Consider the following 14,377-nt stretch of genomic DNA (forward strand, 5'->3'; position numbering starts at 1 on the left):
TACACGGCCGCTACGTCCCCGGCTCGCAGCTCCCCGACATCTTCCGTCCGGCGGCCGCCGTCGATGCGCCGGATCTGCGTCACCTTCTCCTCCACCTCTCTCGTTAGATTGAGGACGGAATCCCGGTTGCGAATGACGCCTCCATATAATCTCACGTATGCAATCTTGCCCATGGCAGCATCCCGCTCCACTCGGAATACTACGCCGGACAACGGAGCGTTCGCATCGCCCTTGGGAGCCGGCAGAAGTGCAATCAGCGCGTCCATCAGCGGTTCAATGCCCAAGCCTCTGGCGGATGCACCGAACAGCACAGGATGGAGCCGCGCCTCCTTGGCCAGACGAGGGACGGCTTCCGCAAGCTCTTGCCCCGTCAAATCGCCCTGCTCCAGGTAACGAAGCATAAGTTCCTCGTCGGCATCCGCGACAGCTTCGGCGAGCGCCTGCCGGAACAGTTCCGCGAGCTCGCTGTCGCTTGACGTATGCCGCTTCTCGTCCTGCCGTCCGCCATCGATGTCCTTGCGTGATGCGAACTTACGTGCGCTAAAGGCACTCGCTTGCGCGTTTTCAGCGCGCTGACTGGCTGCTTCGGCGCTCTGGCTCTCGTCCGCTGCCAAGGATCCGAGCGATACGATCGGCACGACTCCGTCAAACGTCTCTTCGGAGCCGACTGGCGCCTGCACTGGCGCTGCATTCGGTGTCAGCAAGCGCCGGATCTCCGAGAGCGTTCGTTCGGCAGAGGCGCCCGTGCGATCCATTTTATTGACGTACAATAGGGTCGGAATTCCCCTCTCTTGCAGCGCATGCCAGATCACCTCCGTCTGTGCCTGTACACCCTCCGCCGCCGACAGAATCAGCACCGCGCCGTCGATTACTCGCAGCGAGCGCTCGACCTCCGAAAGGAAGTCGACGTGCCCCGGCGTGTCGATCAAATTGATCGTTGTCCCGTTCCGCTGGAACCGGGCAGAGGCCGCACGCACCGAGATACCTCTCGTCCGCTCGACTTCCATAGAGTCGGTCTGCGCCGTTCCTTCGTCCACGCTTCCAAGCTGGCGGATGCGGCCGCTTAGATACAGCAAACCTTCCGTCGTTGTCGTCTTGCCTGCATCGACATGCGCGAAAATGCCGATATTGCGGAGAGACTCCGTCTCGCTCGTCTTCATCTGCAGAAACTCCTCTACCATGCCATGTCCATGCTTCCCCTCAAGCGGGACATGGCATGTTAATTGGTTCATGTGCAGCACTCTATGTGCTGACCCTCCATCCGTTCAAGCAACCTGTACACAGGAAGCTTACCAAAGTACCGGAGCTGCGTCCAGAGTACAAGCCGCATAGCCTGCGCGCCCCATTGTACTCGCTTTTTCATACACATTTACTCGCCCATGTCCGTCTGCGCCCCGTTGTACTTGCGTTTTCATACACATTTGCTCGCCCACGTCCGTCAGCGCCCCATTGTACTCGCTTTTTTATACACATTCGCTCGTCCCCGTCCGTCTGCGCCCCATTGTACTCGCTTTTTCATACACATTTACTCGCCCATGTCCGTCTGCGCCCCGTTGTACTTGCGTTTTCATACACATTTGCTCGCCCACGTCCGTCTGCGCCCCATTGTACTCGCTTTTTCATACACAATCGCCACCCGCTTGCTCTCTACAAAACAAAAAAACGGTCTGCCGGAGCATGCTCCAGCAAACCGTTTCCCGTTTCGTTGCCTCAATTACGCTTGTTGCAAAGCTTCGATCTCGATGGAGATTTTCACTTCGTCGCCGATCAAAACGCCGCCTGTCTCCAGAGCCGCATTGTAAGTCAATCCGTAGTCGCTGCGGTTAATAGCGCCTTTCGCGCTAAAGCCCGCTTTAGTGTTGCCCCATGGGTCCTTGCCGGAGCCCTCGAACGATACTTCGAACGTCTCGGAGCGCGTTACGCCGTGCAGCGTTACATCGCCGGTCACTTCGTATTCGCCTTTGCCGGATTTCGTGATCGATGTCGCTTTGAAGTCGAGCGTGGGGTGCTTCTCAACGTCGAAGAAGTCGGCGGATTTCAGATGCGCGTCACGGTCGCCATTACGAGTGTCTACGCTGCTCAGATCGATCTTGAACGAGATGTCCGCTGTCGTCAGATCGTTAACGTCTGCATCAATGTTCGCTTCGAAAGCGTGGAACAGACCTCTTACCTTCGCGATCATCATGTGCCGAACGGAGAACTCTACCACACTGTGGGATGCGTCTACTGCCCAAACTGTTTTTTCCATTGTGAACAACCTCCATATAATGTTTTAGTTTTATAGCGCTCTGCTTGTCGCAGAAGTGTCGTCTCTTGTTGCTTCTTGCCGATTACTAACCTTTAATAATTAACTTACTTATGTTTCGTTCATGTCATTTATCTTAAACTAAAGATATCTCAATGTCAACAGCTTTTTTTCGTTTTTCTCTTAAAGCTAATAAAGCTAAATAACTTCCAGGATTCGGCGCAGCATAACAGCTACCCGTTTCCCATGATTAGAACGATGCTGTGTGTTGTATAGCTTGGCCCTCTGAGTTCCGTAACAATTGTACATTTTTACTCAAATCTACTAGCCTTTGCTTCCCTCAACCGGCAAATTGTACAAATGTACACAAATCCTTGACTCACATCGGCGATTCGAGCCTTTGCGAACCTAAATTTATGTATTTTCGTACAATTAAATCGATATGCAGCACATACCCAGCTATATTTGTGTATATTTGTACAAATATTATCGCTACTCAATAACCCTCCATTGGAGCAGCCATCCGCCATTATAAATTGGTTTGTCGCTATATGCATTCCGGACTCCCGTACCTCAATGACTTATCGTTCGAAAAAGCCGCCCCGGCGGCTGAATACAATCAGCGCCAGAGCGGCTTGCGGTTGCAGGCTTGCTCACTGCGCGCAAGGACGTTGCCTTGTCACGCGCGAGAGCCCGCGGCGTCGAACCGTGGCTTGTCCGCCAGAATACGGCAAGATACGATTGCAACGCATGTATAGGTATAAACTTCTGATACGAAGTACGGGTTTCATTCCACGGATGCGGCCAGCCCAAGCGCGAGCCTAGCTGCCTGCGTCCTTGACGCCTTATTCCTCTTCCTCTGCCGGAGCTTCCTCCGCCTCTTCGTCCGAAGCAGCGGCAGCTTCTTCAAGCTCTTCCTCCAGCTCGGCTTCCGTAACGGCTTCGGCCTCCGCTTCGGCTTCTTCTTCCTCCGCTTCTTCCGCGAGCACCGCCTCGACCTCGATAGCTTCAGCAGCAGATTCCTCTGCAGCAGCCTCTCCTTCGATCAGCTCCACGATTTCGTCATTTTCTTGAACCACGTCTTGATCTTGGCTCATGTCTATCACCTCCTGTCCTATTTCTTATCTTAATTGTAGCGCTTTCACGCTGAGAGACAAGAGGTGTAAATTGTCGGATCATAGGAAGTTTTCGCCCGGATTCGACCACTTGTCTTCTCGAAGTTCTACGAGGATTCGACAGCAAGCTGGACGTAGCACTCCATGTTCGATTACGACGCTATTCCCTCCCGCTTCTCCCCCCGACCGAGGTCTAGGTTAGCTTAAGCCTCTCGCCCGTTCCGATGAGGAACGTCGAAGGATACGATTAATACAGTCAAGGCGAAACGGCTAACCCGTCCTTTGGCGGCGGGGCACGTTTCGTTCCGAGGAATATAGAGATAGTACGGCGTATTGATATGCTTTCCTATATTCCAAGTTGAAACGGCTGCCGCCGTCCTTTGACGGTACAGCAAGTTTTATGACGAGAAGCCTCCTTCATATCCCAAATGAAGCCGGCGCTCGCATCGGAAGTGCACGACAGGCACGCATCATTTCTCGAATAACCGGGGGGTTTATTAGATGTACAGCTTAATCGTCAATACGGGGCAAGGAGCGCTCGCGATCCTGTTAATTATGAGCTTGATTGCCGCAAACAAGTCATCCAAGCTGATATTCAGCAAAAATGAACAAGAGCTTAATCGCAAAACGCGCAAGTTGATATTCTGGAGCTGGAGCCTGCTCCTGCTTGCGCTTCTATCCTCGGCGGCGGACGTCGCGCTGGCCGCAGCGTATCACCCCGCCTTCTGGCTGGATCGGCTCCTGCTGAGAACGCCGCTGCTGCTGCTGACAGCCATCTCCATTCCGCTTTCGGCGCTGCCTCGGATCCGCAAGCTCGCACAGCGCACGCAGGCAGGCTCGGACCAAGAGCTGGATGTCGCGAGAAGGCGGCACGCCACCGAGACCGGGCTCGTCATGCCGTTCAAGCTGACGGCTCTGGCGGCGGCAGGCGCCTTCTACTTCTTCCTGGCTCCTCCCCTTCCGTTCGTCTGGTTCAAAGTATTGATGCCGATTACGATTCTTGTCTTCCTCGGCGGGCTGCTCTGGATGCATCAATCCAACCGGAATCAGGTAGCCGCCGCTTCCCCGGAAGCTACCGTCTACCGCCCTTGGCGAAGAAGATTCCGCATTAGCGGCTCCGCCATCGCGGCAGCCGTAATCATCAGCTTGCCGGTCCTCATCGCGGCCGACAAAAGCCGCCTTCCCGACCGTATGCCGATGATGACGGGTACGCCGGATTGGGGTCTCTCGGAGACTGCCTCCAAGCATCATAGTCACTCCGCCTTGGGCGGCCTGCTGCACGCCAGCCATCTTCCTGGGACCGAAGCCGGCCAAGAAGCGTCAGGAAGCCCTTCAATCTCGGTTGCAGATCTCGCCGGTCCAAGGGACGGCGAAGCAGATCGCGTCTTCGATCTGGTCGCGAAGCAGGCGGAGGTGAAGCTGTCATCCGGCAAAGCCGTGCAGGCTTGGACCTACAACGGCGTCATTCCCGGTCCCGAGCTCCGAATGAAGCTTGGCGAATTAATCGAAGTGCGGCTCGTGAACGAGGATATCGCAGACGGCGTCACGATCCACTGGCACGGTCTCGACGTGCCGAACGCCGAAGACGGCGTCGCCGGCGCCACGCAGGACGCGGTCATGCCAGGCGAATCCCACACGTACCGTTTCCGCGCGGAGCAAGTCGGCACGTTCTGGTATCACTCCCACCAGCATTCCAAGGAAGCCGTCGAGAAGGGACTGTTCGGCATGTTGATCGTAGAACCTCCATCAACAGAGGATGAGCCGGGCGAAGACATTACGGTTGCGACCCATGTCTGGGAAGGAGGGGGTCTCGCCATCGGAGACAACGATACGTTGCAGCGCAAGATAGTAGCGCCCGGCACGCCCGTAAAGATCAGGCTCCTGAATACGGACAACTGGACGCGCAAGGCGCATCATGTGACGGGAACCTCCTTCCGGGTAACGGCTATCGACGGCGTCGAATTGAACAAACCCGGCGAGCTTCGCGGCACCGCGCTTTACTTAACGACGGGAGCGCGATACGACCTCGCATTCATCATGCCGGACAATCCCGTCTATGTAAGCGTAAACGGCAGCAAGAAGCTGGGCGTGCTTTTGGCTCCTGATGGCGGAAAGGATTACGAAGTGCCGGACATCGACGGCAGCGGCGGCCTCTTCGATCCTTCGCATTATGGCGAGCCTGCCGACACGCCGTTCGGTCCGGACAGCGTCTTCGACAGAGAATTCACCATGCTGCTCGATAACGGATTAGCTTTTTATAACGGCGTTCCCGGCTTATATGATACAATTAATGGGAATGTATTCCCCCGCACGCCGATGTTCGTCGTGAAGGAAGGGGAAGTGGTGAAAACTACGATCATCAACCGAAGCGCCGTCGATCACCCCATGCATCTGCATGGTCATCATATGCTTGTCCTAAGCCGGAACGGCGAAGTCACGACCGGCAGTCCCTGGTGGTCGGATACGCTGGATGTCCTGCCCGGCGAGGTGTACGAAGTCGCATTTCTCGCAGACAATCCCGGACTCTGGATGGATCATTGCCACAATCTTGTACATGCGGCGGCAGGCATGACGATGCACCTGATGTACGACGGAGTCTCCTCCCCCTTCGAGATCGGCAGGGAGGTGCTCAATCATCCCGAATAATCTCCAGCAAGTACAAGATTTCAAGCGCATTGAAGATTGGAATAAGGGTTACAGTTGTATATACTAATAGAACGGAGTGTTTAATCATGAATATCAAAACAATCGGAGGCGCGCTCGCGCTCCTGCTAGGTGTCGTCCTGCTCTTGAATCAAGGGGAGTCGTTTGGTCCCGGCAAAATCTTTGCCTACTTCTGGCCATCGCTTTTCGTTATGCCGGTTGGCCTGTTCTTTCACTGGCTGTATTTCAGCGTGCTGGGGCGCAAGGGCATCGGCGTACTGATCCCGGGCGGCGTGCTCATCACAGCGGGCATCGTTTGTCAGATCGCCATGTTATTCGGCAACTGGGAGTATATGTGGCCGGGCTTCATCCTCGCGCCTGCTGTCGGCTTGTTCGAGTTTTACTGGTTCGGCAACCGCAACAAGTGGCTGCTGATTCCGATCAACATTCTAACTGTGCTGTCCCTGCTCTTCTTCGCGGTCTTCTCCTTCGGCGCCTTGATGGGCGAGATGTTGAAAGGCCAGCCTTACTTCGCGATTCTGCTCATTCTGGGCGGTGCCGCGCTGCTGACGCTGCGGAGGAAAGCCGACTAGGGCAGCCAACCAAGGAGGCCATCTGTCGTTATGCTAACGTTCCAACAGAAAATTGATATTATCGCGTCCTTTCCTGAGCTTCAGCGGAAGGACGTTTCGCTTGGGCGGGTCAACTTCCACTTCGAAGAGAGCGTCCATGACAAAAAAACCGTCGTCTACCACCTTCATCCCAATGGCAACGGCTTCGTCTACGCAGGTCTTCTCGGCGATGTGCACGTGGATTCCAAGGGTTTGGTGAATATACGCGACTACTCCGAGGAAGAGCTCCGGAGACTGGTCGCGCGCTCCATCGCTTCGCTATCGGGGGACGGGCCTGCCGACGCCGAATCCTCCGGTTCGGAACGCGCTGCCGCGAACAGAAAGCCCCTCCCGGTCACCGAACGGTGGCTGAGCCCTGGCGGCGAAGCCTACACGCTTCTCTTTGATGAGGAGATGTGGTACCTGTACGCGGGGGACGCCATCGACATGGCCTTCGAATCCTATAAGGAAGCTTTGGAATATTTGGCAGAAGAGGAGTTTCGACGGGGTTAAAGGATTTTGCCCTGTTATTGTCTAATTGTACTAGTTACAACTTAGATAGCAGGGGGAACCTCCGTGTCCATAAAAGCCAAGTTATCCTTATCGATCTCCGGTATCGTGGCGATCATTTTGATCCTGAATATCGGGTTTTCTTATTACACGTCGAAGCTGGCGCAAGAGGTCGCACTGGAGAGCCAGATGCGCAGCATCGCAGAGCAGCTCGTCGTATCGGTCGATTCTTTTGAGAATGTTCGCGTCCAGATCGACATCGAGCTGGCCGAGCAGCTTCGGTTCGCGGCTCTAGCCGCAAAGGGGCGTCTGGATCCCGATATCCGCAATATTAGCAATGACGACTTAATCAACCTGAGCAAAGAGCTCGGACTGCATGACATTACGTTATGGCAACGAATCGACGATGAGATCGTATCCGTTCGATCCTCCAATAAGGAAGAATTGAATCTCAATTCAAGCTCATGGGATTACTGGAATACCGCATTCCATCAATTAATGGACTTAAAGCCCGTTACCGTAAAGGAAGGACTGGCGATGGAGCACTTCTACTCCGGACCGATCAACTACGCCGTGTCCAATCCTAACGAGATCAACAAGTGGGGGTATTATTACGACGGCTCCACCAATTACATGATTAATACAATCGTCAACGCGCAGCAGACAACAAAGTTCAATCTCGTCGACGGTACAAATTCTCTGGTGAAACAGCTGGTTACGTTCCAGAATAGCTTGCTTGAGATTACGGGATTCAACCCCGACTTTTTCGGAAAGAAAAAAATTATTAAAATGAAAAAGGATATTCCTGTCTACAATCTGGATGTCAGGGACATTATGTTCGGCGACTATACCTACAGCCATCCGGACGAAGACGCCGTGCACATTCAGACCGCGCTCAAAAAGAACGAGATGGTCTTCGACAAGTTCGAGGCTAACGGCAAAAAGGTGATCCGAAGCTTCATCCCTGTGGTAACGGGTGCTCCTTATGTCATTGGGGTCGCATTCGACGAAGAGGAGCTCATGAAGCCCTTGCGCCAACAGTTGCTTGTCCACTCGCTCATCTCTCTCGGTCTCGTGCTTCTGGCGATGGGAGCGAGTTATGTCATCGCAGGATATATGCTGCGTTCTCTGCATGAAATTATGTCCAAGGTAAACGCAATGTCGATAGGCAACTTCAGCGACCCCATCTCGATCCGCAACAAGGACGAGATCGGCCTGCTGGCCGCGAGGGTCAATTCCATGGGCACCAACCTGCTGAAATATACGACCCAGCTCAAGGACACGGCAAACGAGCTGCAGAGCACGAAGCAATATCTGGAGTCGTTCGTCAATAATACGTCGGACGCCATTCATGTCGTCGACTTGGACTACAACATTATTCAGGTCAACAATGCCTTCGAGCGGATGTACGGTTGGAAGATGGACGAAGTGCTTGGTCATCCAACCCCTAATCTTCCCGATGAATATGCAAGCGAAAAGCTCGCCATCATGAACAAGGTGCTGTACGGCGATTCCGTAACGGATTACGAGACCGTCCACCTTACCAAGTCAGGGGAGCGGATCGATGTCAGCATGACGGTATCTGCCATCCGCGACGAGGAGGAGCAGATCGTCGCCATCGCCACGATCTCTCGTAATATTACGTCACGCAAGCAAGCGGAAGAAATGCTGAGGCGCTCCGAGAAGCTGTCCATCATCGGACAACTCGCGGCCGGCGTTGCCCACGAGGTTCGCAACCCGCTCACTACGCTGCGCGGATTTGTGCAATTGCACAAGCAGACCGGCACCTTGTCGGAAACGCATCTGGACCTCATGTTGTCCGAGCTAGACGACATCAATATGATCGTCAGCGAATTCCTGGTGCTCGCCAAGCCGCAAGCCAACCAATATGCACGGGTCGAGATTGTTCCCATCATCAGAGACATCGTGATGATTATGGAATCGGAGGCGCGGTTAAACGGGATTATGCTATCTTATGAGGCTGAGGAGAATATACCGGATGTTTTCGTTGTGGGCAGCCAGATCAAACAAGTCATGATCAACCTCATCAAGAACGGCATCGAGGCGATGCCGGGCGGCGGCGGCAAGCTCGATATTCGTGTTGCCCCTGCAGAAAAGGATGAGGTCGTCATTCAAGTCATCGACCAAGGCTACGGCATCTCCGAAGAGGATTTGCCGCGACTGTGCGAGCCGTTCTTTACGAGCAAGAGCCAGGGCTACGGACTGGGCCTTATGGTATGCCAGCAAATCATCGACAATCACAAGGGCAGCCTCTCCTTCTGCAGCACGCTTGGAGCAGGAACTTGCGTCGAGGTGCGGCTGCCCGCAGCCCCGCCTCTGAATACCGATGCGACAGCGTCGCCCGAAGACGCGTAAGAGCAGGAGGAATGAGATAGATGGATTCCTATCACCTAACATTGAATACAGCTTCGTCTCAAGCGAGCGTATGGCGAGCGCTTAACGTGCTTATCGTAACCGCCGTCGACGCCGAACGCGATGCCGTGCTGCGCGGTCTCTCATCAAGTTGCGGAGCCTCGCCAAGAGATGGAGATATTATAGCAACTGATGAGAGACACGAAAGACAGGCCTCTGTTAAGGACGAAATAGACAGCAGCACAGCCGTTCGCTTTGAGGTCATCGCCGCTGGCGTCGGACCTGCCTACGCCGCAGCCGGCACGGCTAAGGCACTCGCGCGCGGCAATTACGACCTCGTCATCAGCACAGGCATCGGCGGCGGTTTCCCAGGCGTTGCCGCCATCGGGTCGCTAGTCGTCGCCGATGCCATCGTCGCAGCGGATCTCGGCGCAGAGACGGCGGAAGGCCAGCTCACGCTCGACGAACTTGGTTTCGGCACGTCCCGCGGGCTCGTCTCCGCCGAATGGAGCGCCAGAATTGCAGCGGCGCTCCAGGCCGCCGGGCTGGAAGCGGCGCTGGCCCCGATACTGTCCGTCTCTCTGGCGACGGGCCGGGCCGAGACGGCTCAGTTGCGCGGGAGGCTCGTACCGGGCGCTGCCGCCGAAGGTATGGAAGGCTACGGCGTCGCGGTCGCCGCAGAGAGCTTCGGCGTCGCATGCGCAGAGCTCCGCGCCATCTCCAACGCCGTCGGTCCGCGCGACCGGGAGGCTTGGCGGATCGGCGATGCTCTCCGCTCGTTGGAGCATGCTTTTGGCGCCATTGCATCTGCATGGCGCAGACTGGATAAAGCTGCGGCGGAAAGCGGCGGTCCAGGGGTGTAATCGAGCCCGACGGCATTGGCGAGGGTTGTACTTGCCTCCTGAGGCAAGGAACCAACCGCCCTGCGGCTGGCGGCTGGTGCTAACGACCGCCTGAGGCAGGCAACCAACCGCCCTGCGGCTGGCGCAAACGCTAACGGACATGAGAGACGCTAATCGTCAAATATAGGCCGATTTCGAATTCTAACGGACATAGGCGACCTTATTGGCACGTTTCCCATCACGTTTCGACATTGTGGGGCCCAATAACGTCGCTCATGTCCGTTACGTTTCTATAATTGTACGAATCGCCAATATAGAGTCGCTGATGTCCGTTAGATTGGCTGAATCGCACTCACTGAGCACTGATGTCCGTTAGATTGGATGAATCGCACACACTGAGCGATGATGTCCATTAGATTAGCTGAATCGCACACACTGAGCGATGATGTCCGTTAGATTGGCTGAATCGCACACACTGAGCACACATGTCCATTAGATTGGATGAATCGCACACACTGGGCATTGATGTCCGTTAGAGGTTGGCAGAATTGCACCAACTGGGTGTTGATGTCCGTGAGATTGGATGAATCGCACACACTGAGCGATGATGTCCGTTAGAGAATGGCTGAATCGCACACTCCGAGTATTGATGTCCGTGAGATTGGCTGAATCGCACACACTGAGCGATGACTCCGATACTGATTGGTTAAGTCGCACCTACTGGTCGCTGATGCCTGGTAGGCATCTCGCCAGATTACGAGCTGCCACTGCAGCCTATGTTCCGCAGTCTAGTGTGTTGCTTCATTATCGCGAAACGACGAGATGAGTGACCGTCATCGTCTTCCATCCAATAGAGCAAGAAGCCCCGGCGCCTAGCGCGCAGGGGCCATATTTCCAGCTTGAGAGGAGCTTGCAAAACAACATGAATATCGCATATTCTCCTTGTCCGAACGACACCTTTATCTTTCATGCGTGGGCGCATGGCCTCGTACCCGGTGCGCCGGAACTCAACGTTACTTATGCCGATATCGACATTACCAATCACCTGGCCGCGCGGCGCGAAGGGCCCGAGGTGATGAAAATCTCCTACGCCGCCCTCCCGTGGGTGCTTGAGCATTATCGGCTGATCCCGTGCGGCGGTGCCTTGGGACGAGGCTGCGGTCCGCTTGTTCTGACGAGAGAGCCGATTGCGGGCTCCGCCGAAGGCGACCAAACAGCCACTGACACAAGTCCGCTATACGCGGTCGCCTTCCGCGGGGACAGCCTCGCCGGAAAAACAGTCGCCGTGCCGAGCAATCGTTCCACCGCCTATATGCTGTTTCGGTTATGGGCCGATCAGCAAGTGCCCGGTGGCGTAGGAGAGATCGTCGTCATGCCCTTCCACGAGATTATGCCCGCCGTTCGCGAAGGTCGCGTCGATGCCGGGCTAGTGATTCACGAAGCCCGCTTTACCTATGGCGACTACGGCCTATCCATGCTGGTCGATCTCGGCAGCTGGTGGGAGTACGACACAGGGCTTCCCATCCCGCTCGGCGCCATCATCGCCCGCTGCGATCTGGATGCCGATGCAATCGGCGATTGGATTCGTGCCTCGCTCGATTACGCCTGGAGCCGCCCGGACGCTTCGCGCGACTATGTAATGGCCCATGCGCAGGAGCTCTCCCCCCAGGTTGCGCAATCGCATATCGAGCTTTATGTCAACGAATTCAGCCGCGATCTCGGCGAGGCAGGTTTTGCCGCTATCGAGTCGCTGCTGGGAAGGGCCGCGAAGCAAGGCCTTGTGCCGGAATTCGATCTCGGTTTGCTAAGAAGATAGCCTATTCGTGACCTAACGGCTGCCAGCATCTCTTGACTTCGCTTGTCTATGAGAAGGAACTGGCTTCCCTGTACTACCTGAGGTGAAATGGCTGTCGCCGTCCTTTGGCAGATCAGCAAGTTGCATTCCGAGAAATGTAAAGGAAGTATATCGAAAATCTTATACTTCCTATAATTGCACAAAGACCGTCAGGCTCAAACCGCCTGACGGTCCTTTCTGTGCCAGCGGATATCGAAAATGCCGATTAACCCTCGCTCTGAACCCTGCACGCGATTTCCTCGATCTCCATGGCCACTTGAGAATCAGGTTCGCTGAGAGTTCGTACGGGAACTTCCATTTCTTGATTCGGCTGATCGAGCGGATAGATTCTGGCCGTCTCGTTCTGCTCATCCACATGTTGGATGTAAATGCGAACGCCGTTGTACTCCACATGTTCCATTATGGGAGAATCCGCGATTTCCTGGGCTCGTTGAATATTCACCTGATATTCCCTCCTCTGCTGCTAATCATTAGATTGTTTGCTTCGGAGGAAATTTCTATACGTCGACAACCAGCCCTCTTGCCATCCGGCATTCTTGTCACGCAAGAACCTCTACAGTAAATCCTCCTGGAGCTTCTACATAGAACGTCCAGCCATGCGATCTTTGGGGAGGCTCGACGTCGAAGCCGTCGCTTTTCAATCGTTGATTGATCTCGTTCACTTTCTCCTCGTTCTCCTGTATGAATCCAATATGGAATGTGCCAGGATAGCTGACTTGCGTCCCTCTCATCAACGTGAGCACCAACCCGTCGTCATCGAATAAAGCCGCAAATGAATTCCCGCGCCCTCCCCCGTCTTTTAATCCAAAGTACTTCTGCAGAAAATCCCTTGCGGCCGCGACGTCGGTAACTGTGAGGTTAACATGATTCAGTTTCATAAGCCACTCTCCCTTCTATTCGCACCCTTTTCATGATTAGCCTATCACATTGATGCAAGAGGGAAGCTTTTCATCGCAACTTATTGGAGGAGCAACAGAAACCCGTCACTTACGTCTAAGGTTCTTCACGACCGATCCCGCTCTCTACCATGAAGGAGCTTTGCTGTAATCAACGCAGTAATGTCCGTTACATTTCCGCCCGCCCCACCCGCCGGCACACCTGCCCGTTTTGCAGCTCATCGGGCGTTTTTGACATAAAAAAACCGCGCATCCTCGGGGAATCCCCCTCGAATGCACGGTATATTTGTGCCCTGCAAAGGCTGAAAAGCTTTATGCCCGGCTGCTAAAGACCTGATTCGCTTGTGTCGGGGTCACTAACCGGGACTGGTTTCGGTCCTGTGGCAATGCTCTCTTCTCCCGATTCCACGTAATGCTTCAGCACGGACAACTTGTTCTCCCAGTAACGGTCGAAGTAAGACAGCCATCGCTTTAGCTCCGACAACGGCTCCGCGTTAAGCCGATAACGCGTCTCGCGGCCCACCTTCCGGTCTTTCACCAGTCCGGCATCGGACAGCACCTTCAGATGTTTCGACACGGCCGTCCTGCTAATAGGGAAGTGGCCGCTTATCGCTCCTACGGGCATTTCTTCCGCGCTCAGCAGATGCAACAGCTCCCGCCTGGTAGGATCGGCAATGGCCTGGAATATATCAGCCTTAGGCTGCGGCGCCCCCATGTGCTTTATTGTCCTGCGTACTCGGCCAGCTTCTTAACGATGCCGACCCAGCCGCCAGCCATACGTTCACGGACGACAGCATGTTTCTCGCCGAAGGATGTTGCCGTATTCTCGTCCCAGCCTCCATGCGTCAGCGTGAAGTTCGTGCCGCCTGCCGTCTCCTCCAGCTGGAACGTCACCGTCCAGTCCTTGTCCCACGAAAACGCGAGCCGATTAGGAGGATCCAGCTCGATCACCTCGCAGCGCGATTTCCCGAAAGGACCCGCCTCCAGATGGAAGACATGTCCCAGCTCCGCCTGGAAATCATTCGGCATAAACCAAGCCGCAATCCCCTCCGAGGTCGCTACAGCTTCCCACACCTTGTCTGGCGGCGCCGCAATAAAAACCTGCTGAACGACGTCTTCCAGCTTCGTTGAAGATCCATTATTGTCCATGAACATTCCTGCCTCTCGCATTGTAATGCTTAATCATTTCGCTCAATAGGAAACCTTAAGGTTTCACATTCGAATTATATGACACCCAAAGGTTTCATGTCAAGCATGCCCTATGAACAGAAATTTCCAAACCCCGCA

General features: G+C 54.9%; 12 protein-coding genes and 1 pseudogene. 6 read left to right on the forward strand and 7 right to left on the reverse strand.

Features of this window, described 5'->3' with window-relative positions; all coding sequences use genetic code 11:
- The 3 genes from PAT3040_RS04465 to PAT3040_RS04475 all read right to left on the reverse strand — a co-directional run.
- The coding region (locus PAT3040_RS04465; protein ID WP_146200359.1) for a GTP-binding protein at nucleotides 1–1,232 on the reverse strand (1,232 nt) is incomplete at its 3' end.
- A gap of 482 nt (nucleotides 1,233–1,714) precedes the next feature.
- Nucleotides 1,715–2,248 (reverse strand): YceI family protein, encoded by a 534-nt coding sequence (locus tag PAT3040_RS04470; RefSeq protein WP_108991688.1) that lies wholly within the window; start codon nucleotides 2,246–2,248, stop codon nucleotides 1,715–1,717.
- A gap of 842 nt (nucleotides 2,249–3,090) precedes the next feature.
- A complete protein-coding gene (locus PAT3040_RS04475; protein WP_087572184.1) occupies nucleotides 3,091–3,342 on the reverse strand; it encodes a hypothetical protein in 252 nt (83 codons plus the stop codon).
- Between the two features lie 519 nt (nucleotides 3,343–3,861).
- On the opposite strand from PAT3040_RS04475, the gene PAT3040_RS04480 reads away from it, so the two are divergent.
- The 6 genes from PAT3040_RS04480 to PAT3040_RS04505 all read left to right on the forward strand — a co-directional run bounded on the left by PAT3040_RS04480 (nucleotide 3,862) and on the right by PAT3040_RS04505 (nucleotide 12,155).
- On the forward strand, nucleotides 3,862–6,006 hold the full coding sequence (locus PAT3040_RS04480) for a multicopper oxidase family protein (RefSeq protein ID WP_108991689.1): 2,145 nt from the start codon (nucleotides 3,862–3,864) through the stop codon (nucleotides 6,004–6,006).
- A gap of 86 nt (nucleotides 6,007–6,092) precedes the next feature.
- Nucleotides 6,093–6,596, forward strand: coding sequence for a hypothetical protein (locus tag PAT3040_RS04485; protein WP_087572182.1), 504 nt, complete (start codon nucleotides 6,093–6,095; stop codon nucleotides 6,594–6,596).
- A gap of 30 nt (nucleotides 6,597–6,626) precedes the next feature.
- On the forward strand, nucleotides 6,627–7,127 hold the full coding sequence (locus tag PAT3040_RS04490) for a hypothetical protein (protein ID WP_087572181.1): 501 nt from the start codon (nucleotides 6,627–6,629) through the stop codon (nucleotides 7,125–7,127).
- A 63-nt stretch (nucleotides 7,128–7,190) separates the two neighbouring features.
- The gene (locus PAT3040_RS04495; protein ID WP_108991690.1) at nucleotides 7,191–9,500 is read left to right on the forward strand and encodes an ATP-binding protein; all 2,310 of its coding nucleotides are present in this window, start codon (nucleotides 7,191–7,193) and stop codon (nucleotides 9,498–9,500) included.
- A gap of 20 nt (nucleotides 9,501–9,520) precedes the next feature.
- Nucleotides 9,521–10,360: a futalosine hydrolase gene (locus PAT3040_RS04500; protein WP_181376434.1), complete on the forward strand. Its 840-nt coding sequence runs from the start codon at nucleotides 9,521–9,523 to the stop codon at nucleotides 10,358–10,360.
- Nucleotides 10,361–11,261: 901 nt separating this feature from the next.
- The gene (locus tag PAT3040_RS04505) at nucleotides 11,262–12,155 is read left to right on the forward strand and encodes a 1,4-dihydroxy-6-naphtoate synthase (protein WP_108991691.1); all 894 of its coding nucleotides are present in this window, start codon (nucleotides 11,262–11,264) and stop codon (nucleotides 12,153–12,155) included.
- 307 nt (nucleotides 12,156–12,462) lie between these two features.
- Here PAT3040_RS04505 and PAT3040_RS04510 read toward each other — a convergent pair.
- From PAT3040_RS04510 to PAT3040_RS04525, 4 genes and pseudogenes are all read right to left on the reverse strand, one after another.
- Nucleotides 12,463–12,636, reverse strand: a pseudogene (locus PAT3040_RS04510) (small acid-soluble spore protein H); the annotation flags it as partial.
- A 97-nt stretch (nucleotides 12,637–12,733) separates the two neighbouring features.
- Nucleotides 12,734–13,072, reverse strand: coding sequence for a VOC family protein (locus PAT3040_RS04515; protein WP_108991693.1), 339 nt, complete (start codon nucleotides 13,070–13,072; stop codon nucleotides 12,734–12,736).
- Between the two features lie 343 nt (nucleotides 13,073–13,415).
- Complete coding sequence (locus PAT3040_RS04520; RefSeq protein WP_108991694.1) at nucleotides 13,416–13,805, reverse strand: ArsR/SmtB family transcription factor; 390 nt, start codon at nucleotides 13,803–13,805, stop codon at nucleotides 13,416–13,418.
- A 5-nt stretch (nucleotides 13,806–13,810) separates the two neighbouring features.
- A complete protein-coding gene (locus PAT3040_RS04525; protein WP_108991707.1) occupies nucleotides 13,811–14,239 on the reverse strand; it encodes an SRPBCC family protein in 429 nt (142 codons plus the stop codon).
- Nucleotides 14,240–14,377 lie beyond the last annotated feature (138 nt).

Origin of the sequence: Paenibacillus agaridevorans, assembly GCF_003112455.1 — a bacterium.
Taxonomy (GTDB): domain Bacteria; phylum Bacillota; class Bacilli; order Paenibacillales; family Paenibacillaceae; genus Pristimantibacillus; species Pristimantibacillus agaridevorans.